This window comes from Streptomyces sp. NPDC001634 (assembly GCF_040298185.1).
Taxonomy (GTDB): domain Bacteria; phylum Actinomycetota; class Actinomycetes; order Streptomycetales; family Streptomycetaceae; genus Streptomyces.
Genome location: NZ_JBEOZU010000032.1, coordinates 34844 through 60576, shown reverse-complemented (window position 1 = coordinate 60576; position 25733 = coordinate 34844). Strand labels below are relative to the sequence as shown.

The window sequence follows — 25733 nt, the reverse complement described above, 5'->3', positions numbered from 1 at the left end:
TACGATGTGATCGACAGCGGTCCAACGGGGGGCCGAGCGCGCCAGAAGAGCGGTCGGCCGGTTCGGTGACCCGGCAGGGAACCCGGCGAGGCCCATGGCCACATGGCGCTTCGAGCTGGAGCCCGAGAGGACCGGCACCAGGCTGCGGCAGGTCGCACAGATCGGGCCCGGCCGCTCCGGGCTCAGCCTGGTGATCGAGCGCATGCCGGAGCGGGAGGAGAAGATCGTGGCCAACCGGCTGGCCGAGCTCCGCACCAACATGGAAGCCACCTTGCACGGCATCAAGGCGCTCGCCGAACAACTCGGCCAGGCACGCGTGTCCTCTGGCCCGCTGGTGCGGCGGCGGGCTCGGTGTCTCGGAGTGCGTGCGCTCCATAGAGGAGACGACAGCGGGCGGCCGTCCACGTGCAGGCGCGGTCGCGCAGGGCGCGGCCCCGGTGAGCATGTCGCGTGACGGCGCAGTTCTGGAGATCTCCTCTCAAGGGATGTGCTGAGCTGGGAGAACGCTGATTGGGGTGTGCTGAACGCGCGGTGGGAGGCCGCGCGGGAGGAGCTGTCCCGGCTGCTGGTGGTCACCCGCGAGACAGCGGCGGCGGTGCCGGCGGAAATCTCCGGTGTGGAACAGCGCCTGACGGAGCCGGCCCCCCAGGCCGGTGGGGTGGAGGTTCAATAGGGTCCGTCGGCGAGGAACGCAACGGGGGGAGCTGGGTGTGGAGACCACGACGGAGGACTTCGACCGCCAACTCGAGCCATACCGACCGGAACTGCTCGCCCACTGCTACCGGATGCTCGGCTCGGTTCACGACGCCGAAGACCTGGTGCAGGAGACCTATCTGCGGGCTTGGCGGGCGCGGGCCCGTTACGACCAAACCCGCGGCTCGCTGCGGACCTGGCTGTACCGGATCGCGACCAACGCCTGCCTGAACGCCCTGGAGAGCCGCAGCCGCAGACCGCTGCCGTCAGGGACGGTCACGGAAAGCGATCCGCTCCAGCCGTTGGTCCATGGCGGCGAGGTCACCTGGCTGCAGCCGATGCCCGACGCGCTGCTGCACCTGGGGGACCCGGTCGCCGCAGTCATCGACCGGGGCAGCCTGCGCTTGGCGTTCGTCGCCGCGCTGCAGCATCTGTCGGCACGCCAGCGTGCCGCGTTGATCCTGCGCGAGGTGCTCGCTTTCTCGGCGGCCGAGACCGCGGACGTGCTCGGTACGTCGGTCGCTTCGATCAACAGTTCGCTGCAGCGGGCGCGTGCACGCCTGAACGAAGCGGGCGTCCGGGAGGACAGTGTCGCGGAGCCTTCACAGGCGGAACAGCGGGCCTGCGTCGAGCGCTACATGAAGGCTTTCGAGAAGGCGGACATCGAAGGAATCAAGCAGCTCCTCGCCGACGATGTCCTCATGGAGATGCCTCCGATGCTCAACTGGTTCGTCGGCCGCGACAATTACGCCCAGTTCATGGGCTGGGTCTTTGCGAAGGCCGGCAGCAGCTGGCGTCTCGACCCGATTGCGGCGAACGGCCAGCCGGGCTTCGCGGCCTATCGCCGCGGCGACAGCGGCGCTTTCGAGTTGCACACCCTGCAGGTGTTCACCGTTACTGACGCCGGCATCAGCAGGACCACCGTGTTCCAGGACATCGAGGTCTTTGCGGCGTTCGGCTTGGACACCAAGAGCGAATCCTGAGGGCTGCTCCGCCCGCCGCGGGCCCGTGCCGATGTCGGGACGTGGGCGGGCCCCTCTTCGCCGGCTCCGGGGCGGCAAGCCGACCAGATCTGGGCGCATCATCGCTGGTCAGGGCGCTGTCGGCTGCCACTCGAAAGGAATCTCCGCGGGCGCGATGAGTTCTGGCCCGGCCGCCGGTATCTATCTGCGGAGCGCAGACGACTCCCGGTGAGCCGCAGGCCGCGGCGATCTGTACCGGTACGACGAAGCGAGGAAGACCTTGACTGCGAACCAGACGCGTGCAGCGGACGAGACCGCCATCCGCAACGTGCTCAAGGGGGTCTACGAAGCCTGGAATGCCAGCGATGCTGATGCGTTCGTCGCCGAGTACACCGAGGACGCCAGCGCGATTCTGCCCGGGTCCTACCGAAAGTCCCGGGAAGAGATCCGCGAGAGCATGAAGGTCGGCTTCAGCACCTTCCTGAAGGGCTCGACCACTACCGACAAGGTACTGAACATCCGTTTCCTCAGCGACGACGCCGCCGTGGTCGTCAGCGAGACCGGCATCCTCTTCCCGGGCGAAACCGAGGTGCCGCAAGACCGCCTCGTGGTCGCGAGCTGGGTGCTCACCCGGCAGGACGGCAAATGGCTGCTTGCGGCCTACCAGAACTCCCCGGTGGTCATGAACCATGGCTGAGGCTGCGGCCGACCTGGCACCCCTCGACCATCGCCGCGGATGAGGGGCGCTTTCGGGTCGACCCGGCCAGGGGGAGTCTCCCCTTCCCTCTACGACCACCAGGCTCGGGCCACTCGCTCTGGTCGGCGGCCACGCCTCAGTGAGCCCCCTCAGAGGAAGAGGCTCACTCAGTCACCCCACAGACTCCCATGGGAGGGGATCATGCAGATCAGCACCCGAATGCGCGCGGCATCCGCTGCGCTCGCCATCCTCGCCGGCAGTCTCACGTTCGCCGCTGTAGGCACCGGAACGGCCCAAGCCGGCTCCTGCGCCTCCGTTCTCGGCCCGTCTCAGGCCATCACGGTAAATTCGCGGACAATCGGCTCTTTCTACCTTGCCTGGAACTACTGCAACAGTAGCAACGAGGTTGCGTACACCGAGGTCAACCTCTGGAACACCAACTACGTCAACGGCAATTGGCACGGCGGCCAGATCGACGTGAAGTCCAGCTCGTCCTACAGCGCGAACACCAACGCGCCTCTCCCCAACCTCAACAGCTGGTGGTGGGACTCGGGGTTCATCAAGGTGGCCCCCAACGTCTCGAACACCCGCCTGTACTACGGCAACATGAACTTCACCGCCGGCGGTCACTCGTGCTCGGGGCAGACCCCGACGTGGAACTTCTCCAACGGTAGCTACAGCACCAGCGGTATGTACGTGCATTGCAGCTGATCAGCGACTGAGGGCGGGCAACGACGTCCCACTGTTGGACGGCGCGGGCCATCCGTGATGTGGTGCGCCTGGAAGCTCGTAGCCCGCCCCTGACCAGCCAGTAGCCCCGCAGCCATGGAGCGTCGCACTCGTCTTCGGCGTGGGCGGCCATCGCGGAGCCCGCTGGCGCTGCTGTCCGGGGCCACTGCGCGAGAGTATCGGATGCGCTCAGCGGTGACCCCGGACAATCTCCGACTTCCTCTCAATGAGCCTTTCCAACCTCCCGCATCACCTGGGAAGTTGGCCTGACAGACGGGTATCGCCGGGGTGGTCTGCTACCGCGCTGGGCACCGGCCCCGCTTCTTCTTCAAGCTGCGCATCTGGCACGGCCGCCGGGGCGAGCCGAAGGCGTTCTCCTGGCGCCAGTACCGCGATCTGATCGTCATGACCCACGCGCAGCTCGGCACCCCGGTGGTGTGGTGCTGGAACATCTGAACGTGCACGTTCCAGTGGCTCATCGAAGGGTCCAGTGGGGCCTGGACGGATCGCTACCTCACCTGTGAGGTGCCCGTGTCCGGTTTTCCAGTTCCCCGATCCGCGCCACCGTCATTCCCCCCTTCGGGCATACCCACACCGCCGTGTCCGTGCGGACAGTCGCCGTCAGCGGATGCGTGTCCGGGTGTGTCGGGCACTGTGGCCAGACCGCCGATGCACCTTCGGACCACAGTGCCTCCACCGCCCAGTCCTGGACCTGATCTGCCAGGTGCACGAGCAACTCTGCGGCGGTGCCATCCGGATGTGGTGTCAGGCCCTGGCCTGAACCGTCGGGGGCCCAGAGCGTGATCCCGAACCTGTCGTCCGTACGTATGTGCGGCTGCACCGCGCACTCTGCCTGGAGGTCCCGCAGGACTGACTCTATGGCTTCGGCGAATTCCATGTCGTCCACTGAGGCTCCTGATCACATCGGGAAGAACCGTCCCACAGTCTCCACTGTCCCTGAAGCTTGCGGACGATCTTTTCCGGCCCAGGCCCCCGTTTCGGCAGCCGCCTCAATCCCGGCGCTGCCTGCCGGCTGTCCGACAATTGACGCCCAACCGCACGGCCGGGGCTGCACCGCCTCCGTGGGCGTCAGCCCACCACCATGCGCGTACCGCATGAGGACCTCCTACCGCAACGGTCAAGAACCGTCACGAGCCCAGGGACACGGCGAGTTCAGCCTGAGTACAGCCAGGCCGCTACGAGGCTCTGCCATGGGTTGCTGCCGTATTGTGCGAGGTACAGCGCTCGTGAGCTGACTCATAGAACAGGCGCACCGAGACGCTCGGGGTAGCGCTCGAGCATCGAGTAGAAGAGGTCGACCGGGTTTATCGCGTGGCCAATCGGCCTCGACGGCGTCGAGGTACTGGCGGGTCTCGGGGATAAGTCGTCCGGCGTCGTCGTGGAGTTACTTGTTCTGGTGGCTTGCCACGATTCGGCGCGGCTGACGGGCTGTTCGTCCTATGCCACGAGCCTCCCAGCGAATCCGAAGCAAGCGTTGGGCGACTTCCACGTTCGGCCTGGCTGACCGGATCGCGGGGAGCGGGCACGAGCGGTTCCCACGTTCTCTGCTGTTCGGTTGACGGGTTAGGCACCCGGCTCTGCCCCTGCGCCCTCGCCACGATTACGTCGTAGACCTTCGTCGTGGCCTCCCGGCCCAAGCTGTCAATACCGGACCGGGAGTTCACCGCCCTTCCGGGCGGTTGCGCGCCGCTGACCAGCCCATATCCGCCGGATTGGAGCTGGCAAGAACTCAAGAGGGTAACAACCCCGGTTCCTCGCGTATACCTTCCCGTCTCGCTCACGGGGCCCGACCCATCCGGCAGTGCTGGGCCGACCCGACTTTGTCGAGGCTGCTCTCGCCCTCGCCGGCGATCCCCGGTTCAGGCTGCCTCCAGCTTCATCTCGCCGCTACGACGGCGAGTCGACGGTGGTCTTCCACCTCCGTCCGAAACAAACAGCGCCTCGTGGCGCACTGACACGGTTCCTACCGCCCTGTTGACTGCGCGGCTTCCGCGGCCCGCCGTCGAGAGATGATCTCCAGGCCCGCTCGGATACCGTGGCCCGCTCAGAAGTCGTAGCAGACGTAGGCGCCCTCGGGCCCGCGGGCGATCCGGTCCGAGCCCCAGCAGTGGAGCATCGGCCCAACGCGGTACAGGGCGGCGCCACCGGCCAGCAGGACAAGGACGGCGAGCACGGCGGTCACGATCCGCATGGCCGTCATCCGCCGTACGAGCCACCAAGCCCCGGCGACCGCAAGCGCCCCCAGCCCCAGCATGACGGCCGATATCGGGGCGGTGTTGTTCTGGATCCCGGGAAAGCGGTCCGGGTGCGCGGCGTGTTGGACGGCGGCGAAGGCGAAGAAGAACAGCAGCAGCCCCAGCAGCAACAGTCCGACGGAGCCGACCCCGCGGCCGACGGCCCGGCCCCGGCTCCGCGGGCTTCCGGGCGCCTCGGCATCGTCCGCGCGCACGAGCCGCCGGTCGAGGACCGCCCGCAGCCGGTCCACCTCCTCCGGGTCCGCCACGGCCCGCTTGGGCAGGACGCCGAAGCCGACGGCGGACTTGTCGGCGCTGAGAAGCACGAACAGCTCCGGCGTCTCGACATAGCGCGAGTAGAGGTGCCAGTCGTGGCTGACCGAGCTGTGCGCGGTGGTGAGCCGGACCCCGGTGTCGTCGACCGTCCCGCGGATGTCCCCCTGCCGTTCGGCGAGCCGGTGGAGGCGGCGCGCCTGCAACCACGGCACCGCAGTCATGAAGGCGACGAAGACCACCACCCCCGCATACAGCGACCACCGTGTGTCCCGGTGGCCGGAGCCGGCCGCCGACAGCAGGGCGCCGACGGTCGTGACCGCCACCGTCCAGACCAGCGCCCCGCTCTGAAGGCGTCCCGCGCCGGTGCTCCTCGCGCGTGCCCGCAGCGCGGACGCCAATTCGCCGACGGTCGGCCGGTAGGCCAGCTCCACCGGTCTCTCGGCGACCGCGTCTGTTTCCCGGCCCTCGGTCATGTCCCCTCCCCGGTTCGGTGATCAACCGGATCGTAGAGGCTTTATCAGCCGCTCCGGCGACCTGGCGTGGTCGGCACCGTACGTCATCGAGGTCACGTAGCGTTGGGAGTGCCGCGGTCGACGGTGTACGGGCACCTCGACAGGACCAAGCCCGTCCCACGCGAGCCCAATAGGACTCCGGGCCGAATTGGCGGGGCCAGGCCACGATCGGCCCCTGGGGAGTATCCGAACGGAAAATAGCGGTAGGCGCCAGGTGTTGGGTCCCGGCACTGGACCCTGAGCCGCTTCCGGCGCCTGATTCTCAGCCGGGTTGCTTGGCCATGACGACCAGACCCGGCCCGCTTTGCTCATCTGCAGGGAGCCGAAGTTCGGCGACCGGGCGCAGTCCAGCCTGCTCGATCAGGTCCACTGCTTGACTTTCGTAGGGGCATAAAGCTGGCAGTCCGCTACGAAGCCACCGTCCGGATCGCCGCCATCAACGACTGACTCTGAGCCCGTGAGTCACACGGACCCTGGGCCGGGTCAGTATCCGATGGCCTCTCGGAGAAGCAGCACGGTGCCGCGCCCTGGGCGGGGTTCCGCGTTGAGGATGAGCAGGCGGTTGACGGCGCTGGGCATCCCGTACACCGCCTGGGCGCGGGCGTTCTCCAGCGGGAGGGCGTGCTCCTCGACGCGGCGCAGCGCTGTGCTCAGATCAGGCACCACCTTCTGCGCGCCGACGATCCAGACCGCGTGGGCGGCGCCGCCCGCGTTGGCAGGGAGTTGGCTGCCGCTGCCCGAGGCAAGAACGAGCGAGCCGGTCTCGGTGACCGCGGCGGCGCTGTTGACGACGAATTCGGGGCCGGCGACCAGCCTTCGGATCTCGTCGGCGCCGGTGGCACGGTCGATGGCCAGGACACGCGGCCTGATGGCGTCGTACCGGCCGCTGGCGTTGATGTCCTCGTCGATGCCGGACAGCCGGAGGGTCTCGCTGGCTCCGGTGAGCACACTGGCGCCCTCGGGGACCAGGTCCTTGATGCGGGCGCGCGCGGCCGCGGCGTCGTCGAGGATCTCGGCGGCGAAGCCGTTGGCACACAGCGCGGCGGCTACCCGCTCCAGTCGTTCGGCCGATGCCGGGTCGGCGAAGGATGCGGCCGGAACCGGGGTGGCCGTGGCGTCTGCCGGGTTGGTCCCGGAGCCCTGCGCCGCGTGGGGCGCCGTGCCCGCCAGCGGGGAGGTGTCGAGGTACCTGACCTCGTACACCCGCTCGGCGAACTTCCAGCCCTCCGCGGTGCGCTGGTAACGGTCGTGGTAGACGGCGTAGTTCAGACCCTGGCGTCCGTCGAGGGCGCGGGCGAGTTCCTGGATGTAGGCGCGGCCGGTCGCGGTGTCGCCGTCGAGCAGAATCGTGCCGGGGTGTGTGTTCTGTACGAAGAAGTCCCACTGGCTCTGCAGCCGCTCGCCCCCGGCAAGTATCTCCTCGCGGCCCACCTGCTCGACAGGAATGTTGGGCATGCGCAGGACACCGTCCGGTGTGAACAGCGACGCCAGGCGGGGTCGGTCACGCATCATCGCCGCGTCGGTGAACTCGCCGCGCAGTGCCTCGATCTCGACGCGGTCCGCGATGGCCCGGAAGTCGTTCATCGGAGTCCCCTCTCCGTCTTGTTGTCGTCCTCACCGGTACGACAACGCAGCCCTTCGGAATGTGAGGCGGCGCGTCGGCCTCACATTCCGGTGCGCTGTTTTGTCGTAACGGGTAGAGCCACGGAGGCGAGCGAGCGAGGGAGAAGGCCAGACCATGACCACCAGCGGCGAGCCCGGCGACGATCAGAGCAATCCGGGCCTCAGCGCGATCATGAGCGAGCGGCGCCGGCTGATCAACCTCGCCTATCGACTCCTCGGGTCCCTTGCCGACGCCGAGGACGTCGTGCAGGAGACCTACGCCCGCTGGTACGCCATGTCCGCACGGGAGCAGCAGGCCATCGAGTCGCCCGGCGCATGGCTGGTGACGGTCGCCGGCCGCATCTGCCTGAACCTGCTCGGCTCGGCGCGGGCCAGGCGGGAGACATACGTGGGCGACTGGATCCCGGAACCGCTGCCCGAGCCCACGGAGTGGATCAACGGGCGCTCCGGCGTCGGCGGGATCGACCCGGCCGATCGGGTCACCCTCGACGAGTCGGTGACGATGGCCTTCCTGGTCGTCCTCGATTCGATGACCCCGGCCGAGCGCGTCGCGTTCGTCCTGCACGACGTCTTCCGCTACCCCTTCGGCGAGGTCGCCGAGATCGTCGGCCGCACACCGGCGGCGTGCCGCCAACTGGCCTCGTCCGCCCGCCGTCGCATCCGCACTGCGCAGACCCCGGCGGGCGCGAGTGCCGGGCAGGCCGGCATCGTCAGGCAGTTCAAAACGGCGTGGGAGGCCAAGGACATCGACGCCCTGATCAGCCTGCTCGACCCCGACGCCACCGCGACCGCCGACGGCGGCGGGCTGGCCGTCACCCACCTGCACCCGATCGTGGGCGGTGAGCAGATCGCACGTGCCTACGCCGAGATCGCCCGTGTGTCGGGCGACCGCACGACGTTCCTGGAGTGCACGGTCAACGGCCTGCCCGGCTTGGTGGCGCAGCAGGACGGCAACATCGCAACCGTGTTCGCGTTCGAGATCGCGGGCGACCGGATCAGGCATATCTGGGCGGTGCGAAACCCCAAGAAGCTCCGTCCCTGGCGGATCAGCTGAGGAGCGATCCGAACACACCGCAGGGATCGGATCGTGACCAGCACCAACCCGCACCGAGGCCCACATCTCAAACACTCCCCAGCTGCTTCGCTGGCGGTCTGGCACAGGGCTCGGGCGAGGCGGTGAAGGCGGCCGCCGGGCGGGTGCCGGGCAGCGAGCGCGGTCAGCGGGGCGCCGAGACAGTGCAGCGGCAAAGCGCTTCCGGGCATGAAGGATGCCCTTCCAGAGCGGGCGGACCGGTGCGGTTCCCGGCCGGCGTTACGGCGTTACGGGTTCGCGGTGACGGGGAGGGGGCGGGGCCCGAGTGCGGGCCCCGCATGGTCAACGGCCCCCGATGACACCCCGGTGCGTCGTACAGCGGCCTGGTAGTTGTCCAGGACCAGGGTGAGCTGGTTCATCTGCTGGGCGAACGGGCGGCCTACAGGTCGGTGGCGTGTCCCGCGTCGGCCAGTTCGCCCAGCGCGGTGCCGCTCTCGTGCCGCTGGCGGACGACGCCGGTATCCGATCTCGTCAAGGGCCGCATGCAGGGCCTCGTCTCCGGGCGCGCGTTGCGTAGTGAGTCTGAACAGGTTGGGGAGGAGGGGGAATTGGCGCGGGCTGCGGTGGCAGGGGCCGCAAAACGACTCCCGAAGTCACACCGAAACGACTCCCTCAGAAACCGGCACAGCCAGTCCGGTACTGCTCGACCGGAAAGCCGGTGCCCTGATCCTTCGGATCGTGTGGGTCGGACACGGCGGTGAACAGCCAGGCGCGCGCCCACGGGTATTTCCGCAGGGGAACCTCAGGCCCTGATTACCACCCGAACGACACCGTGAGGCTCCTCAGTACATCGATCTATTCGTGATCAACTTGGACGCCGAGAGACGGAAGTCACACGGCCGGAAGTGCCGCATTACCCACGATCTGATAGGAGTGTCTCGGCATGCGTAATTTCGGATTGCTCGGTCGGAGTTCCGTGGCGGCCGTGAGTGCGGTCGTGTTCTCCGCTCCGCTGGCTTCAGCTGCTGGTGCCTCGTCCTTGGCCGACGGCCAACAGGGAGAGCAGGTGCTGTCACTGATTGCGAAGACCACTCAGTTCACACCAAACGGCTCGGGCGATGCCCAGGGCAACGGGTTCACGCTCGCCAACGACCTCTATCGCGACGACCAGAGGGTCGGCTCCGGTGGCGGAGGCTGCACCATTGTCAGCCTCGAGGCAGGTGCGAGCACCGGCACTCTGCAGTGCCTCATCACCTTCGCCCTCAGCGACGGTGACATCACGGTCCAGGGCTTTGCCCCCTACGCCCCGCCGCCCCGCGACTTCAACCTCTCGATCAACGGCGGCACGGGGAGCTACGCGGCAAGCCGTGGCTACGTGCACGGGCACACCGTGGACAGTACGACCACCGAACTCACGTTCCACATCGTGCCCTGAACGACGCGCCCCCAGAAGCTGTGACGCGGGAGAAGCACACCTCACGTTCCCACCGCTAGTGCTGTGACCAGGAGGGTTCGCCGGGTTGGTGGATGGAGCGGTTGGATGGGTGGTGACGTCCGTTCCGACCGCTGGAGGCGTGAGTGGCCGAGCCTGTGCGAGTGCGCAGACTGACCGACCAGGAAGGGCAGAAGCTGCAGCAGATCGTGCGCCGGGCAGCACCAGTTCGGTGCGCTACCGGCGGGCGATGATGCTGCTGGCTTCCGCGGGCGGAAACCGCGTCCCGGTGATCGCCCAGCTGGTCCAGGCCGACGAGGACACCGTCCGGGACGTGATCCACAAGTTCAACGAGATCGGCCTGGCCTGCCTGGACCCTCGATGGGCGGGAGGCCGTCCCCGCCTGCTCAGCGATGACGACGAGGACTTCGTCATCCAGACGGCTACCACCCGCCCCACCAAGTTGGGCCAGCCCTTGACCCGCTGGTCGATCCGCAAACTCGCCGCCTACCTGCGCCGCGTGCACGGACGCGTCATCCGTATCGGCCGGGAAGCCTTACGGTGCCTGCTCCTGCGCCGCGGCGTCACCTTCCAGCGCACCAAGACGTGGAAGGAGTCACCCGGCCCCGAGCGCGACGCCAAACTCGACCGGATCGAGCAGGTGCTGGAACGCTTCCCGGACCGGGTCTTCGCCTTCGACGAGTTCGGCCCTCTCGGGATCAGGCCCACCGCAGGCTCCTGCTGGGCGAAGCAGGGCAAGCCCAACCGCCTGCCAGCGACCTACCACCGCACCCACGGCGTCACCTACTTCCACGGCTGCTACGCCGTCGGCGACGACACCCTGTGGGGCGTCAACCGCCGCCGCAAAGGCACCGCCAACAGCCTCGCCGCCTTGAAGTCGATCCGCGCGGCCCGGCCCGACGGCGCCCCCATCTACATCATCCTGGACAACCTCTCCGCCCACACCGGCGCCGACATCCGCCACTGGGCGAAGAAGAACAAGGTCGAGCTGTGCTTCACCCCGACCTACGCCTCCTGGGCCAACCCGATCGAGGCGCACTTCGGCCCGCTGCGGCAGTTCACCCTCGCCAACTCCGACCACCGCAGCCACCCCGCGCAAACCCGGGCCCTGCACCGCTACCTGCGCTGGCGCAACGCCAACGCCCGCCACCCCGACGTGCTCGCCGCCCAGCGCAAAGAACGCGCCCGTATCCGCAGCGAGAAGGGCACCCGCTGGGGCGGACGTGCCAGGTGCCTGGCAGCGTGAACGAACGACTACCGGCACAGCCCAGCCGTACAGCACGAACCGCAAGGAGCTCCGCATGGACCACCAGGACGTCGACGCCGCCGTGGCAGAGATGCTGCGGATACTCAGCCCCCATACCGCAGAGGACTGGACAGTGCCGGCGGGGCCGCTTGAATGGACCTGCTGGCAAACAGCAGCGCACATCGGCCATGACCTGCTGGCCTACGCAGGGCAGCTGGCAGCACAGCCCGCCGACGCCTACCTTCCCTTCGACCTGAACATCCGCCCCACCGCCTCACCGGCTGAGGTGCTCCAAGCCGTCACCGCCTGCGGCGGGCTGCTCAGCAGCGCGTTGGCCACGGCCCACCCGGCCCTGCGTGCCTGGCACTGGGGTCCGTGCGACCCCGAGGGGTTCGCAGCGATGGGCGTCGCCGAAACCCTGCTGCACACCCACGACATCACGCAGGGATTGTCCGTGAACTGGCTACCACCAGCATCGCTGAGCGCAGCCGTACTCAACCGGCTCTTCCCCGCCGCCCCGCCCGGAGACCCCACCCAGGTAATTCTCTGGTGCACCGGCCGCGGGGACCTCGACGGCCTCCCTCGTCAAACCTCATGGAGGTGGGAAGCAGCGCGATCGGACTGACCGAGGGGACTGTAAATCGTTCGGCTCTGGCCCGTAGTCGGTGGTGACGCCGAGTAGCGGTCAGGGCAGAAGGATGCGGTGGCGGAGGAGGTCGATTCCGGCGCGTCCGTGCATCTGTCGCATGATCCTCTTGGTGCGGGTGTTGACGCCTTCGGTGCGGCCGTTGTGGTAGGGCAAGGTGAGGCCGGCGTTCACGGCGGATCGGTCGATTTCGAGACCGTTGGTGAAGCTGCGCAGGTGAGGCAGGTCGATGGCCCGGGCGGTCGTGATCCACTCGGTGAGTTTCACGTCGTTGCCCTCGGCCGGTTTCAGCAGGGTGGCGAAGCCGCGTAGGAGATCGGCAAGTGCGGTCATCTCCGGGCAGGCCGCAGCGATCTTCTCCAGCAGGGTCGTTTCCTTCGGGCGTAGGTTCTCGGGGTCGGTGAGCAGGAGGCGGCTGGCGTGACGTGGGGTGGTGACGGGGCGGTCGCCTTCGGCGCGCCCCTGGTTGAGGTAGCGGACCAACAAGTTGGCGCTGCCGCTGTAGCCCAACTCTCGGATTTCGCGGAGCAGTTGGGTGACGGGGACTGCGGGGTCAGCCTGGCGCCGCTCGCGGAGGTGGTCGCGGTAGGGGTCGACGAGGGTCGGGCGGTAGGCGGGGGCGATGCGCAGGGCCTGGGGTTCGGGCATGCGGGCATACCGTTTGACGGTGTTCAGGGCCAGGTTCAGTCGGCGGGAGCAGTCGAGCAGGCCGACGCCCTGGCCGAGGAGATCGTGAACCTTGTTCCAGCGTTCGCGGGTGGTCTGCTCGCGTACTCCGCCGGGGCGGGGCGGGTTGCTGGTGGCCCAGCAGCCGGCGGGCGCGCGGACCTCGAGCAGGACTTTGTCGCACAGGTTGCGCCAGAGGTGCCATCGGTCGCTGACCTGCACCGCGTCGGGCAGGGCACGGCGGACAGCCTCGGCGTAGGTGGCCGATCCGTCTCGGCACACAACCTCGACACCACTGCCGTGCTCCCGCAGCCAGGACTCCAGGGTGGCCGCCTCGCGGTCGGGCAGGACCGCAACGCGTCTGCCGGTCTCAGCATCCGTGATGATCGTGGCGTAGCGGTAGCGGCGGCGCAGGGCGAAATCGTCCACGCCGATCACCCGCGGGACCGCCTGCTGCGGCAGGGGCAGGCGCCGCAGATGACGCAGCGCGGTGCTGCGGGAGACGGGCATGGCCAGCAGACCGGCGAGGCGGGCGGCCGCCCGTCCGCATAACTCCCGCGCCACCTGTGATATCTGCCCGGCAAGCCGCACCGTGCGGCGCTGATGGCGCTCAAGCAGTCCAGGAATCTGCTCGCGGAAGGTCTGCCGCCGGCAGCCCAGGACCGGGCAGACCAGCCGCCGTACACGCAAGTGGACGACGACCTTGCGGCCGTCGACCGGCACGTCCGTCACCCGTCCGGCCGTGGCACCCGTGCACCTTTGCTGTCGGCGTCCTGCACACCGGACACGGCACCGCCACATCCGGGGTGCGGGCCGTGATCACTACCGCGTCGCCGCCGTCCGCCACGTCCTCGACGGCCAGCACCGACAGCCCGGAAAACACCATGTCTATAAGGGAGTTGCCATCCATCGAAGATCATGATCGCGGATGGCTACTCAACGTCACCACCGACTACGGGCCAGAGCCGTTCGTTTGACAGACCCTCTGCAGCCGTACCTGGACAAGAAGCAGTTGGTCGTCCAGTCCGGCCAGACCGAGCTCAAGCAGGTCACCACCCTGCGTTGGGACGGGCCCACCGCGCAGAAGCGCATGGAGGCCATCCTCGCGGAGTCGTACAGGAGCAAGAGTGTCGACGCGGTCCTGTCGCCATACGACGGCATCTCCATCGGCGTCCTGGCCGCTCTGAAGTCGGACGGCTACGGCTCCAGCAGCAAGCCCCTCCCGGTCGTCACCGGTCAGGACGCCGAACTGGCCTCGGTGAAGTCGATCATCGCGGGTGAGCAGGCGCAGACCGTCTACAAGGACTTCCGCCTGCTCGGAGAAGCCGCCTCGGACATGATCGACGACATACGTAACGGCAGACCGCCGAAGGTGAACAACAGAAGGACCTACAAGAACGGCGTCAAGGCCGTACCCGCCTACTTGCTGGAGCCGACGAGCGTCGACAAGAGCAACTACGAGTACGTTCTGGTCGTGAGCGGCTACTACACCAACGCCGAGCTCAAGTAGCCATCTCTGAGAGCTCCGACGTCCCGGGGCCCTGCCTGACGCAGGCAGGGCCCCGGGACGTCCGCACCGCACGCCTCGGCTGCGCTCGATGGAACCCCGGGCTGTGTGGTACCTCTCTCACCGTGCGCGTACCGGAGGCGGTGCGAACCGCCTGGCCGGGCGGGGGCGGCGGTCGTGAAACCTGTCCCCGACCGCCGGCGCCGGTTGCAGCCGGACAACGGCGTCGATGCCACCGCCGGGCGCTTCATGGAGGGTGATGTCACCGCCCCCGCCCTTGCGAGCCGGCGCACGATGAGCAGTCCCGGTCCGGAGCCGTCACTGTGGTTGCCAGCGGCCCGCCAGAACCGGTCGAAGGCGCGCTCACGTTCGGTCGCGGTCATTGCGGATGCCGATAACTCCTCCACCCAGGTGGAGTGCTTGATCGACTAACCTCAGGTCGCGCTCGCCGACCACTCCGATGTTTTCACGTGCACAGACGCGGACGGCATCATGATCTGTCGTGCTTCTGCGCCTGGCCTGCCTCGCCGCGACCAACACCCTGTCGCTCCTGCGCCTGCTGCCGATGAGCGACCGGGACAAAGACATCGAGATCCTTGCCCTGCGGCACCAACTGCTCGTACTGCAACGCCAGGTCGGCAAGCCCACGTTCACCGACACCGACCGCGCTGTCCTCGCCGGCCTGCTCCACCACCTCCCAAGGGAGAAGCTGCGCCAACTCCTGGTGTTGGTACGCCCGGACACGATCATGCGGTGGCATCGCAACCTGCTCAAGCGACGACATGCCGCCACCTGTGTGTCGAAGCGGCGCAGACGCCACCCACGGTCCGGTCGATCCGCGCCCTGGTCTTACGCCTGGCCCACGAGAATTCCACGTGGGGCTATCGCCGGATCCACGCCGAACTCGCGGCGCTGGGCATCAAGGTCATCGCCTCCACCGTGAGATCCTCCGCGAGCACGGCATCCCACCCGCGCCCGAACGGCAGAGCACGACCTGGGCCGACTTCCTGCGCGGCCAGGCCGACGCGCTGCTCGCCTGCGACTTCTTCGAGACCCGAACCCTGACCGGGGCGCGTCTTTACGTCTTCGCCGTCATCGAGCACCCGACACGGCGCATCCGGATCCTCGGCGCCACCGCTCACCCCACCGCGATGGGGGCACCTCCCAGCGGTAGCTGGGGGAGGATCGTGCAGCTCGGACGCAACCTCCTCGTTGGACCTCCAGGACGCCGCCAGCCAGGCCCGATTCCTGATGCGCGACCGCAAGGCTCTGGATCAGTGGATCGCCCGGGCCTTCGCCCCCGACCGGCTCGCCGCCACCATCGAAGCGCTCAGCCACGCCAGTGGATCAACGAGGCGCAGCGAGACAACAAGGCGGCGCGGAAGCAACTTGACGCGCGCCCCACGGTCACCAGGAAGAAGGAAGCCCCACTCGACGCTCAACAGATCCGAGAGATCGCCGAGAGTCTTGGAGCCATTGCACAGCGCATCCACGCAGGTGACGCCGACAAGAAAGGCCCACTCTACGAAGCCCTGGGCATCACCATCAGCTACGAACACAAAACGAGGACCGCAACCGTAAGGTCGAGGCCCTCGTCACCGTATCGTCAACGATTCTGTCCGAGGGGCGAGTTGACCGCTGACGATACGGTCGTGGTCGCGCAGGGGCGGCTCCAACTTGTGACGCAGTGAGGCCGCTGCTCAGGGACGTCTGTTGAGTTTTTGGCTTCGGTGAGAATGCGGCCTCAATCCATGAATCCGACGCCGCGATCTCTGCGGATCTTTTCGACGTGGTGTTGCTTGTTGCCGACACGCAGCAGAGATGCGTCCTGGGCCGGCAAGTCGTCCTGCTGGGTTATGGAGGCACCTGTGGCACGGTCATGCGTGGGGCGTGGCAAACGAGTCCTGCCCACCGTCGTCGCCGGGGCCGCACCTGGCCGGGCAACGACGGCCACCCGGATAGGCCGGATCCGAAGGGAGATACGGGGGCCCAAATGTGCGGCGAGCAGGAATGCGCCCAACGACAAGCACAACACGAGAATGCCAAGGAACTTCAGGACTCCAGGGCGAGCAGACCAGTGTAGGTCTTCTCGTCTCCGATCGAACCCAGGGGCGGCGCGGGTGGCCATGCCCAGGAGGCCCCGGTACACGTCTGGCGGCCACGAGGCGCGCTGTGCCGCCGACGCCTCGGCGTGCTGCACGAGCCATGCCTTCAACTCCTCAGGCCCCGATACGGTGACGAGGACCTCGACCTGCCGCGTCGGGGCGTGACGACTACAGTGGCGGCCCGGCCCGCACCGGGCACAGGCCGGGAGACGACACTCAGCGCCAGCCGAGCTCCGGTCCCACGTGGGTGAGGATGCTCTCCATCACGTGGACGTTGTAGTCGACCCCGAGCTGGTTCGGGATGGTCAGCAGCAGGGTGTCCGCGGCCTCGATGGCCTCGTCCTCCCGGAGCTGCTTCACCAGCACGTCCGGCTCGGCGGCGTACGAGCGTCCGAAGATCGCCCTGGTCGTGTCGTCGATCATGCCGACCTGGTCTCGCGAGTTGCGGTCGCGGCCGAAATAGGCCCGGTCCAAGTCATTGGTCAGGGCGAAGATACTGCGGCTGACCGACACCCGTGGCTCTCGCGCGTGCCCCGCCTCCTTGTACGCCTCGCGGTACGCCTCGATCTGCTTGCGCTGCTGGACATGCAACGGTTCGCCTGTCTCATCGTCCTTCAGCGTGGAACTCTGCAGGTTCATCCCGAGCTTCGCGGCCCAGACGGCCGTCGCGTTCGACCCGGAGCCCCACCAGATCCGCTCGCGCAGCCCCTGCGAGTGCGGCTCGATGCGCAGCAGCCCCGGCGGGTTGGGGAACATCGGGCGTGGGTTGGGCTGCGCGAAGCCCCTGCCCTCGAGCACCTCAAGGAAGGCCTCGGTGTGCCGGCGGGCCATGTCCGTGCCGGTCTCGCCCTCGGCGGGGGTATAACCGAAGTAACGCCAGCCGTCGATCACCTGTTCCGGTGATCCACGGCTGATGCCGAGCTGCAGTCGGCCGCCGGAGATGAGGTCGGCAGCACCGGCGTCCTCGGCCATGTACAGCGGATTCTCATAACGCATGTCGATCACACCGGTGCCGATCTCGATCTTCGAGGTCCGGGCACCGATGGCCGACAGCAGCGGGAACGGGCTGGCCGCCTGCTGCGCGAAGTGGTGCACGCGGAAGTACGCACCGTCCACGCCGAGCTCCTCGGCCGCCACCGCCAGATCGATGGACTGGTGCAGGAAGTCGGCGGCGGACCGGGTCTTGGAGTGTGCACTCGGCGACCAGTGGCCGAACGAGAGGAAACCTATCTTTTTCACATGTGTTCACAGCCTCCGGCGACCGCCTTTGATTCCCGGAGCCGGCACGTTGTGATCAAGTCGGCTGTGCCGGAGTGCCGGGCAGGAGCCGGGTGCGGGAGTCGGAGCCGGGTCGCCCACGCCGGCGGCCCGAGCCGGCGCTGCAGGCCGGCGAGGTGCCAGGTGTTCGGGGCCACCTACAGTCACCGGTCGGACGGGGAGACTCACCCGCCGCCGAGGATGCGTGCCTGAGCGGGCAGCATGCAGGCGTTGCGTCTGGGGAGTGACCCCAATTCGCTCATTCCGGCAAGCACCGCACCGCTGCACTGACCTCGTGGCCATACGAGTCGGCGTTCCGGACAGACACCGGGGACAAATGCGACGAAGGCCTGCCGGTGCCGGCAGAGGCTGCCTTCGTCCCCATCATGCGGCCGTGCCAGGGGACGGACAACCGGCGGCTCGCCCGCGCCGCACTCAGGAGCAAGGCCCCGAACGGCAATGGCCGGGGCCCAGTCGCATCCGGCCGGCCGAGCGTGCCTGTCCCGCGTGAAAACCCGAGTTCGGGCCCCTGATCAGGACGTTTCTCTGCGGGACGGTGATGGACCGGGGCGTGATCGAGATCCATGCGGTGCTCATGGATCTGTCCGCTGACGCGCGGGTCGCTGGAGCCGGCGGGCCTGCGGCTGCCGGGCAACGCCGCCAAGGACGTCGAACTGCTGGTGCTGCGGCAGCAGCTCGCTGTGCTCCAACGCCTGCTCGGTGAACCGAGGTTGGAACCGGCCGACCGGGCCCTGCTGGCGGCCCTGTCGCGTCTGCTGCCCAGACAGAGCTGGAGCAGCTTCTTCGTCACCCCAGCGACGCTGCTGCGCCGGCACCGAGAGCTGATCGCCGGCAAGTGCCCCCACACACAAGAGCCCCGGTCGGCCGCCGAGAACGGAGGAGACGCCGGAGCCGATCCCGCGTCTCGCGCGGGAGGGTCCGCTGTGGGGACACCGCAGAGTGCCGGCACGCAGCCATCTCCGAGGCGGTCCCGCGGATACACGAAGTTAACTCCCCGGACTCGGGTGTGAGACCGGTCCGGCCGACGATCGCAATACCTATCAAGCGACAGGTATCTGTCGACCGATCGGAGGTGCGGCGATGAGCCGGCCCGAACTCCCCCTTGCGCAGGACCCTGGCGGCGGTGGCACGACCGGCCACGCCCTCTTCGGCTACCAACAGGAACTCCGCCGCGGCGTAGGCAGCTTCGCGTCGTTCGCCGCGGGGTTCTCCTTCGTGTCGATCCTCACCACCGTCTTCCAGCTGTTCGGGCTGGGCTTCGGTCTCGGCGGCGCCGCGTTCTTCTGGACCTGGCCGCTGGTCTTCGCGGGCCAACTGCTCGTCGCACTGTGTTTCGCCGAACTGGCCGCGCGCTGGCCCATATCCGGGGCGATCTACCAGTGGTCGAGCCGGCTGGCCGGCACCACGACGGGCTGGTTCGTCGGCTGGATCATGATCATCGGGCAGATACTCACGGTCGCGGCGGCCGCGATCGCGGCACAGGCGGTGCTGCCGGGCATCTGGTCCGGGTTCCAGATCGTCGGCGGTCCGGGCGCCGATCCGTCGGTGGGCTCCCCGACCGGGGCGCAGAACGCGGTCCTGCTGGGATGCGTCCTGCTGGTCATCACCACGGTGGTGAACATCCTGGGCATCCGCCAGATGGCCGCCGCCACCAGCTTCGGCGTCACGGTCGAGATCATCGGCGTGCTCGCACTGGTGCTGATCCTGTTCTTCCTGCCCGAGCGGGGTCCGCAGGTGGTGGCCCACCCCACCGGCTGGGCCGGTCACGGCGGCTACTTCGGGGCCTTCCTCGCGTCCTCACTGATGGCGGCGTACGTGATGGTCGGCTTCGACTCGGCGGGCGAGCTGGCGGAGGAGACCCACAGCCCGCGCCGGACCACTCCCCGGACCATCCTGCGGGCCCTGATCACCTCGGGTGTCGGCGGCGCGTTGCTGATCCTGTCGGGGCTGATGGCGGCGCGCAGCCTGACCGACGGAAAACTGGCAGCCGGTGGTCTGTCCTGGGTGCTCACCGACCGGCTCGGCGGGGTTCTGGGCCGCCTGCTGCTGTGCTGCGTGGCAGTCGCGGTGTTCGCCTGCACCCTGGCCGTGCAGACCTCCGGGGCGCGGATGATGTACTCCATGGCGCGCGAAGGCGCCCTGCCCTTCCACCGGCGCCTCGGCAAGGTATCGGCCCGCACCGGTACGCCGATCACCACGTCGATCGTGGTGGGCGTCGGCGCCGCGATCGCGCTCGTGGTCAACATCCGCCAGTCGGCGATCTTCACCGCCCTGTCCAGTCTGTGCATCGCCCTGCTGTACCTGGCCTATCTGGGCGTGACGGTGCCCCTGCTGGTCACCCGGATCCGGCGAAGGGGCAGCGGCGGGCTGCCGACGGGCGTCGACGAGACCGGCCGGCCCCTGTTCTCGCTGGGCCGGTGGGGAGTGGCGGTCAACACGCTCGCCGTGCTCTACCAGGCCGGCATGACGGTCAATCTGATCTGGCCCCGTGCGGAGATCTACGACCTCACCGGCGGCACGTGGTGGCTGCGGTGGAGTGCCCCGCTGTTCATCGGGCTCAGCCTCGCCGCCGGTGCCGGTTACTTCCTCGCCGGCCGGCTGCACCGCCGTATCGAACTGAGGCACGTACCGCACACGCACACCGAGCCGCCCCTGGACGCGCAGGCCGTCGCCGAGCCCGCCTGAGGGCCCGTGTGACGCGAGGGGACGCATCGATGACGTACCGACGAAGGGACGACGGGACATCCATGACCACCACCGAGAGCTCGACGGCCGTACCGCAGCACGGCCGCCACCCGACCGGGCAGGCTCCCGCCCGCGCCCGTGATCTGCACCTGACCGACAGCGTCCGAAGCGCCCGCGACGACGCCCGCGCCCAGGGCGGGCAGGCCGGCGCGTGGATGCCGTACCTGCCCGCGTCGGACAGCCCGTACTGCCCGCCCGGGGTGGACGCGGCCACCCTGGTGTGGGCGGAGACGGTGGCACCCGGCGGCTACACGCACAAGGTCCTCGCCCGCGGTACGCGGCTGCGCTTCGACGACCCGAGCGGTGACGCCTGCGCCCACCTGCTGCTCTTCAACGCCCTGGAGCCGGTGGAGCGGCTGAACGTCGCCGACACCCAGAAGGTGCCGTGGCAGGCGTATCCGGGCCAGAACCATCCACTGCTCTCCGGCGACGGCCGGGTCCTGGCCGTGGTCAGCGGTGACTCCTCCGGCCGGCACGACGCCTTCTGCGGCACCACCACCGACGCCTGGAACGAGCGCAAGTACGGTGACGCCCGCCCCGAGGGGCCGTCGCCGTCCGGCCGCGGGCTCTTCCTCAAGGCGGCCGCCAAGCACGGTCTGAGCCGGCGCGATCTGCCGCCCAGTCTCTCCTTCTTCCAGGGCGTGCGCGTCGAGCCGGACGGCACCCTGGCCTGGCAGGGCAGCGCGGGGGCGGGCACGCATGTCGAACTCGTCGCGGAGATGCCCCTGCTGGTGCTGGTCGCCAATGCCGCCCATCCGCTGGACCCTCGTCCCGGCTATGTGGTCGGCCCACTGCGGGTGCACGCCTGGCGCGGTGCCCCGACCGGCCGAGACGAGCCGCGGTTCACGGCGACTCCGGAACTGCACCGGGCGTACCTCAACACCGTCGACTACTGCGAAGCCCGGGGGCTGTGACATGGCGACCACACGGACCGAGACCACGCCCGTCAGCTCCCCGACCGCCGCCGGCGGCACGGTCGCCTCCACCGTCCCGGTCGGCGCCGTCCACGCGGAGGGCTCCCCCCTGGACTGGGGTGCGAGCCTGGTCGAAGGCGAAGTCGTCCTGGACGAGACGGTGGCCCCCAACGCGCCCTGGTCGGCGGTGGTGCGGACGGGGCACGTCCTGACGATCGTCGACGTCGGCGGCAACCAGTCGGCCGACTGTCTGCTCTACAACGCCGACGATCCCGAGGAGCGCTACAGCGTCCCCGACACCCTGGCCTGGCAGGGCAACGCCTATGTGCGCACCGGCACCGTGCTGCGCAGCAGCGAGGGCCGCCCGATGATGACCGTCGTCGCCAACGAGGTCGACCGCCAGGACACCATCGGCGGCGCGTGCGGCAAGGAGTCCAACACCCTGCGCTACGGCCATCATGTGATGTTCCAGCACGGCTGCCGGGAGAACTTCCTCGCCGAGGCCGGGCGGCGGGGCCTCGGGGTGCGGGACATCGTCTCCAACCTCAACTGGTTCATGAACGTGCCCGTCGAGGCGGACGGCGCGCTGGGCATCGTGGACGGCATGTCGGCGCCGGGCCGCCGGGTCGCGGTGCGCGCCGAGACAGATGTGCTGGTGATGGTGTCCAACTGCCCGCAGATGAACAACCCGTGCAACGACTTCAACCCCACTCCGCTGCGAATGATCGTCGTGGAGCCGGCACCGGTCGACGTCGACGCACGGTCCGCGGAAGCCGCTCGCACCGCGAAGGAGGGCGCGTGAGCCGCCCCACCGCCGTTCTCGTCGCCAACCGCGGTGAGATAGCCCGCCGTGTGATCCGCACCGCCAGGAGGATGGGCCTGGGCACCGTCGCCGTCTTCTCCGACGCCGACCGGGCCGCCCCGCACGTCCGCGAGGCCGATCACGCGGTCCGCCTCGGTCCGGCGCCCGCCCGAGCGTCCTATCTGCGCGGGGAGGCGATCATCGAGGCCGCGCTCGCCCATGGCGCGGGCATCATCCACCCCGGCTACGGCTTCCTCTCCGAGAACACCGTCTTCGCCCGTGCCGTGGAGGAGGCCGGTCTGCGTTTCGCGGGACCGACCGCCGACCAGATCACCGCCTTCGGTGAGAAGCACACCGCGCGCGCCCTGGCCAAGGCCGCCGGAGTGCCGCTACTGGCCGGGACGGAGTTGCTTGCAAGCGCCGAGGAGGCTGTCACCGCGGCCTCCTCGATCGGGCTGCCCGTGATGGTCAAGGCCACCGGCGGTGGCGGCGGCATCGGCATGCAGGCCTGCGCCACCGCCGATGAGGTGCGCGGGGCCTTCGCGCGCGTCGCGGCGCTCGCGGAGTCCAACTTCGGGTCCGCCGGGGTGTTCCTGGAGCGCCTCGTGCGCCCCGCCCGCCATGTCGAGGTGCAGGTCTTCGGCGACGGCACCGGCCGGATCGCCGTCTTCGGCGACCGGGACTGCTCGTTGCAGCGCCGCAACCAGAAGGTGATCGAGGAGGCCCCGGCCCCGGCCCTGCCTCCTCATGTGCGGGCACTGCTGCACGACTCCTCGCGCCGGCTGCTCGCCTCGGTCGGCTACCGGGGTGCGGGGACCGTGGAGTTCGTCTACGACCCCGTGCGCGAGGAGGCCGCCTTCTTGGAGGTCAACACCCGCCTCCAGGTCGAGCACCCGGTGACCGAGGAGGCGTACGGCGTCGACCTCGTCGAACTGATGCTCGCCCTGGCCCGCGACGGCGCGGTCGAGGAAGCGGTGTTCGAGCGGGAGTGGACGCCCTCCGGCCATGCCGTGGAGGCTCGCGTCTACGCCGAGGATCCCGGCAAGGACTCGTTGCCGTCCTCGGGCCTGATCACCCGGGCGGTCTTCCCCGGCCAGGGCGCCGACCACATGCCCGGCGTGCGCGTCGACGGCTTTGCCGAAACCGGTCTGGAGGTCTCGCCGTACTACGACCCCATGCTCGCCAAGGTGATCGCGAAGGGCCCCGCCCGGGAGGCCGCGTTCGACGTGCTCGGCCAGGCCCTGGCCGCGAGCCGGATCGATGGCATCGTCACCAACCTGGGCCTGCTGCGCGAGCTGACCTCGCGGGGCGAGGTGCGCGAGGCCGTGCACAGTACCAGCACGCTCGCCACCACGGCCGACCCCGAGCCGCGCATCGACGTCCTGGTGCCGGGCGCGATGACCACCGTCCAAGACCTTCCGGGCCGGCTCGGCTACTGGCACGTGGGCGTACCGCCGAGCGGCCCCTTCGACACCGTCTCCTTCGCCGAGGCGAATCTGGCCGTCGGCAACCCGGCCCAGGTGCCTGGCCTGGAGGTCACCGCGGGCGGGCTGTCCCTGCGCTTCTCGGCCGCCACCGTGGTCGCCGTCACCGGCGCTCCCGTCCCGGTCACGGTGGACGGCAGCGCGGCAGCCCTGTGGGAGCCGGTCACGGTCCCGGCCGGCGGCACCCTGGTGCTGGGCGCCTGCCAGGGGCCGGGTCTGCGCACCTATGTGGCCGTCCGGGGCGGCATCGACGTACCCGAATACCTGGGCAGCGCCTCGACGTTCACCCTCGGCGGCTTCGGCGGGCACGGCGGTCGGGCGCTGCGCGCCGGGGATGTGCTGCGACCCGGAGCTTCGGCGACGGCCGGTGGCGGCCCGACCCCGCCCGAGCGCCGGCCGGCGATCACCTCGCACTGGCAGATCGGTGTCACCGAAGGGCCGCACGCGGCGCCCGAGTTCTTCACCCGCGAGGACATCGACACCCTCTACGCCACTGACTACAAGGTCCACCACAACTCGGCCCGCACCGGCGTCCGCCTGATCGGGCCCAAGCCGCGGTGGGCGCGCCAGGACGGCGGTGAGGCCGGGCTGCACCCCTCCAACATCCACGACACGCCATACGCGGTGGGAGCCTTGGACTTCACCGGCGACACACCGATCATCCTGGGCCCCGACGGGCCATCCCTCGGCGGGTTCGTCTGCCCCGCGGTGGTCGCCAGCGGCGAACTGTGGAAGCTCGGCCAGCTCCGCCCCGGTGACACCGTCCGCTTCGTACCGGTCAGGGAAGCCGAGGCGGCCGCCCTCGATGCCCGCCGCTCCTCCCCCACGCTGATCAGCACGGGCGGAGACGGCGACGACGGCGTACTCGGCCGCCTGGAGGCCACCGATGCCCGCCCCGCCGTCACCTACCGCCGGGACGGCGACGACAACGTCCTGGTCGAGTACGGCCCCATGGTCCTCGACCTCGGCCTGAGGATGCGGGTCCACGCCCTGCAGGAGACTCTCGCCAGCCACGCGCCCGACGGCGTCCTCGACGTCACCCCGGGCATCCGCTCCCTCCAGATCCACACCGACGCCCGGCGGCTGAAGGCCCGTGACCTCACCGCCCTGCTGCGCGAGCTGGAGGACGAAGTCCCGCCCAGCGACGAACTGGTGGTCCCCTCCCGCACGGTGCGGCTGCCGCTCAGCTGGGACGACCCGGCCACCCGGCTCGCCATCGAGCGGTACATGGCCGGGGTGCGCGACGACGCCCCGTGGTGCCCGTGGAACATCGAGTTCATCCGCCGTGTCAACGGCCTTCGGACCGCCGACGACGTCTACCGCACCGTCTTCGACGCCTCCTACCTGGTGCTCGGCCTCGGCGACGTCTATCTCGGCGCCCCCGTCGCCACCCCGCTCGACCCACGGCACCGCCTGGTGACCACCAAGTACAACCCGGCCCGCACCTGGACCGCGGAGAACTCCGTCGGCATCGGCGGCGCCTACCTGTGCATCTACGGCATGGAAGGCCCCGGCGGCTACCAGTTCGTCGGCCGCACCGTGCAGATCTGGAACCGGTTCCGCAAGGGCGGCCTGTTCCAGGACTCGCCGTGGGCGCTGCGCTTCTTCGACCGCATCGAGTGGTATCCCGTCACCGCGGAGGAACTGCTCGAACTACGGGCCGAGACCGACGCCGGGCGCGGTGACTTCCCGACCGAGGAGGGCACCTTCTCGATCGCCGAGTACAACGCCTTCCTCGCCGCGGAGGCCGACTCGATCGCCGCGTTCCGCCGGCGGCAGAGCACCGCCTTCGAGGCCGAGAAGGAACGCTGGCGAGCCGCGGGAGAGTTCGACCGCACCGACGATCCCGAACCCGTGACCGCCACTGCTGCCGTCACCCTGCCGGACGGGGCGGTCCCCGTCACCGCGCCGTACACCGCCACCGTCTGGCAGATCGCCGCCGAGCCGGGCGCCACCATCGCGAGCGGCGATGCGATCCTCTCCCTGGAGGCGATGAAAATGGAGTCCACCGTGAACGCCCCCACCGCCGGGACACTGCTGGAGATCTACGTCAAGCCCGGGGAACAGGTCGCCCCCGGCCAGATCCTCGCGGCGGTGCGGGCATGAA

20 protein-coding genes and 5 pseudogenes are annotated in these 25733 nt (G+C 69.1%); 17 read left to right on the top strand and 8 right to left on the bottom strand.

What is annotated here, in order from left to right:
• Positions 1 to 94: 94 nt before the first annotated feature.
• From ABT186_RS22510 to ABT186_RS22485, 6 genes and pseudogenes are all read left to right on the top strand, one after another.
• Positions 95 to 454: a hypothetical protein gene (locus ABT186_RS22510; RefSeq protein ID WP_351224435.1), complete on the top strand. Its 360-nt coding sequence runs from the start codon at positions 95 to 97 to the stop codon at positions 452 to 454.
• A gap of 63 nt (positions 455 to 517) precedes the next feature.
• Positions 518 to 673, top strand: coding sequence for a hypothetical protein (locus ABT186_RS22505; RefSeq protein ID WP_351224437.1), 156 nt, complete (start codon positions 518 to 520; stop codon positions 671 to 673).
• A 37-nt stretch (positions 674 to 710) separates the two neighbouring features.
• Positions 711 to 1676 carry a sigma-70 family RNA polymerase sigma factor gene (locus tag ABT186_RS22500; protein ID WP_351224439.1) on the top strand — a complete coding sequence of 322 codons (966 nt, stop codon included), beginning with the start codon at positions 711 to 713 and terminating at the stop codon, positions 1674 to 1676.
• A gap of 259 nt (positions 1677 to 1935) precedes the next feature.
• Entirely contained in the window at positions 1936 to 2352 is a 417-nt protein-coding gene (locus ABT186_RS22495; protein ID WP_351224441.1) for an SgcJ/EcaC family oxidoreductase, read from the top strand.
• 201 nt (positions 2353 to 2553) lie between these two features.
• Entirely contained in the window at positions 2554 to 3063 is a 510-nt protein-coding gene (locus tag ABT186_RS22490) for a hypothetical protein (protein WP_351224443.1), read from the top strand.
• A 297-nt stretch (positions 3064 to 3360) separates the two neighbouring features.
• Positions 3361 to 3531, top strand: a pseudogene (locus ABT186_RS22485) (IS630 family transposase); the annotation flags it as partial.
• 64 nt (positions 3532 to 3595) lie between these two features.
• On the opposite strand, the gene ABT186_RS22480 reads toward ABT186_RS22485, so the two are convergent.
• From ABT186_RS22480 to ABT186_RS22465, 4 genes and pseudogenes are all read right to left on the bottom strand, one after another.
• Entirely contained in the window at positions 3596 to 3979 is a 384-nt protein-coding gene (locus tag ABT186_RS22480; RefSeq protein ID WP_351224470.1) for a hypothetical protein, read from the bottom strand.
• A 1167-nt stretch (positions 3980 to 5146) separates the two neighbouring features.
• Positions 5147 to 6085, bottom strand: coding sequence for a YcxB family protein (locus tag ABT186_RS22475; RefSeq protein ID WP_351224447.1), 939 nt, complete (start codon positions 6083 to 6085; stop codon positions 5147 to 5149).
• Between the two features lie 301 nt (positions 6086 to 6386).
• A pseudogene (locus tag ABT186_RS22470) lies at positions 6387 to 6494 on the bottom strand (SAM-dependent methyltransferase); the annotation flags it as partial.
• Positions 6495 to 6607: 113 nt separating this feature from the next.
• A complete protein-coding gene (locus ABT186_RS22465; RefSeq protein ID WP_351224449.1) occupies positions 6608 to 7708 on the bottom strand; it encodes an LUD domain-containing protein in 1101 nt (366 codons plus the stop codon).
• A gap of 154 nt (positions 7709 to 7862) precedes the next feature.
• Here ABT186_RS22465 and sigJ point away from each other — a divergent pair, with 154 nt between their 5' ends.
• From sigJ to ABT186_RS22445, 4 genes and pseudogenes are all read left to right on the top strand, one after another.
• Positions 7863 to 8801: an RNA polymerase sigma factor SigJ gene (gene sigJ, locus ABT186_RS22460; RefSeq protein ID WP_351224451.1), complete on the top strand. Its 939-nt coding sequence runs from the start codon at positions 7863 to 7865 to the stop codon at positions 8799 to 8801.
• A gap of 1045 nt (positions 8802 to 9846) precedes the next feature.
• Positions 9847 to 10215: a hypothetical protein gene (locus ABT186_RS22455; RefSeq protein WP_351926434.1), complete on the top strand. Its 369-nt coding sequence runs from the start codon at positions 9847 to 9849 to the stop codon at positions 10213 to 10215.
• A 143-nt stretch (positions 10216 to 10358) separates the two neighbouring features.
• A pseudogene (locus ABT186_RS22450) lies at positions 10359 to 11479 on the top strand (IS630 family transposase).
• 55 nt (positions 11480 to 11534) lie between these two features.
• Complete coding sequence (locus tag ABT186_RS22445) at positions 11535 to 12104, top strand: DinB family protein (protein WP_351224457.1); 570 nt, start codon at positions 11535 to 11537, stop codon at positions 12102 to 12104.
• A gap of 60 nt (positions 12105 to 12164) precedes the next feature.
• Here ABT186_RS22445 and ABT186_RS22440 read toward each other — a convergent pair.
• A pseudogene (locus ABT186_RS22440) lies at positions 12165 to 13701 on the bottom strand (ISL3 family transposase).
• A gap of 18 nt (positions 13702 to 13719) precedes the next feature.
• On the opposite strand from ABT186_RS22440, the gene ABT186_RS22435 reads away from it, so the two are divergent.
• Positions 13720 to 14301, top strand: coding sequence for a substrate-binding domain-containing protein (locus ABT186_RS22435; protein WP_351926432.1), 582 nt, complete (start codon positions 13720 to 13722; stop codon positions 14299 to 14301).
• A gap of 487 nt (positions 14302 to 14788) precedes the next feature.
• On the opposite strand, the gene ABT186_RS22430 is transcribed toward ABT186_RS22435, so the two are convergent.
• On the bottom strand, positions 14789 to 15082 hold the full coding sequence (locus ABT186_RS22430; RefSeq protein ID WP_351235078.1) for a hypothetical protein: 294 nt from the start codon (positions 15080 to 15082) through the stop codon (positions 14789 to 14791).
• On the opposite strand from ABT186_RS22430, the pseudogene ABT186_RS22425 reads away from it, so the two are divergent.
• A pseudogene (locus ABT186_RS22425) lies at positions 15023 to 15561 on the top strand (transposase family protein); the annotation flags it as partial. The gene ABT186_RS22430 and the pseudogene ABT186_RS22425 overlap by 60 nt on opposite strands.
• Before the next feature lie 11 nt (positions 15562 to 15572).
• Here the strand turns inward: ABT186_RS22425 and ABT186_RS22420 are convergent.
• A complete protein-coding gene (locus ABT186_RS22420) occupies positions 15573 to 15857 on the bottom strand; it encodes a hypothetical protein (protein WP_351926489.1) in 285 nt (94 codons plus the stop codon).
• A gap of 762 nt (positions 15858 to 16619) precedes the next feature.
• The gene (locus tag ABT186_RS22415) at positions 16620 to 17642 is read right to left on the bottom strand and encodes an LLM class flavin-dependent oxidoreductase (RefSeq protein ID WP_351235073.1); all 1023 of its coding nucleotides are present in this window, start codon (positions 17640 to 17642) and stop codon (positions 16620 to 16622) included.
• 602 nt (positions 17643 to 18244) lie between these two features.
• Between ABT186_RS22415 and ABT186_RS22410 the strand changes: the two genes are divergently transcribed.
• The 5 genes from ABT186_RS22410 (at position 18245) to uca (ending at position 25732) form a co-directional block, all read left to right on the top strand.
• Positions 18245 to 18691, top strand: coding sequence for a hypothetical protein (locus ABT186_RS22410; RefSeq protein ID WP_351235071.1), 447 nt, complete (start codon positions 18245 to 18247; stop codon positions 18689 to 18691).
• Positions 18692 to 18761: 70 nt separating this feature from the next.
• Entirely contained in the window at positions 18762 to 20366 is a 1605-nt protein-coding gene (locus ABT186_RS22405; protein ID WP_351926430.1) for an amino acid permease, read from the top strand.
• Between the two features lie 62 nt (positions 20367 to 20428).
• Positions 20429 to 21340: an urea amidolyase associated protein UAAP1 gene (locus ABT186_RS22400; protein WP_351235067.1), complete on the top strand. Its 912-nt coding sequence runs from the start codon at positions 20429 to 20431 to the stop codon at positions 21338 to 21340.
• Position 21341: 1 nt separating this feature from the next.
• Positions 21342 to 22142: an urea amidolyase associated protein UAAP2 gene (locus ABT186_RS22395; RefSeq protein ID WP_351926428.1), complete on the top strand. Its 801-nt coding sequence runs from the start codon at positions 21342 to 21344 to the stop codon at positions 22140 to 22142.
• On the top strand, positions 22139 to 25732 hold the full coding sequence (gene uca / locus ABT186_RS22390) for an urea carboxylase (RefSeq protein ID WP_351926426.1): 3594 nt from the start codon (positions 22139 to 22141) through the stop codon (positions 25730 to 25732). Before ABT186_RS22395 ends, uca begins: the two co-directional genes overlap by 4 nt.
• Position 25733 lies beyond the last annotated feature (1 nt).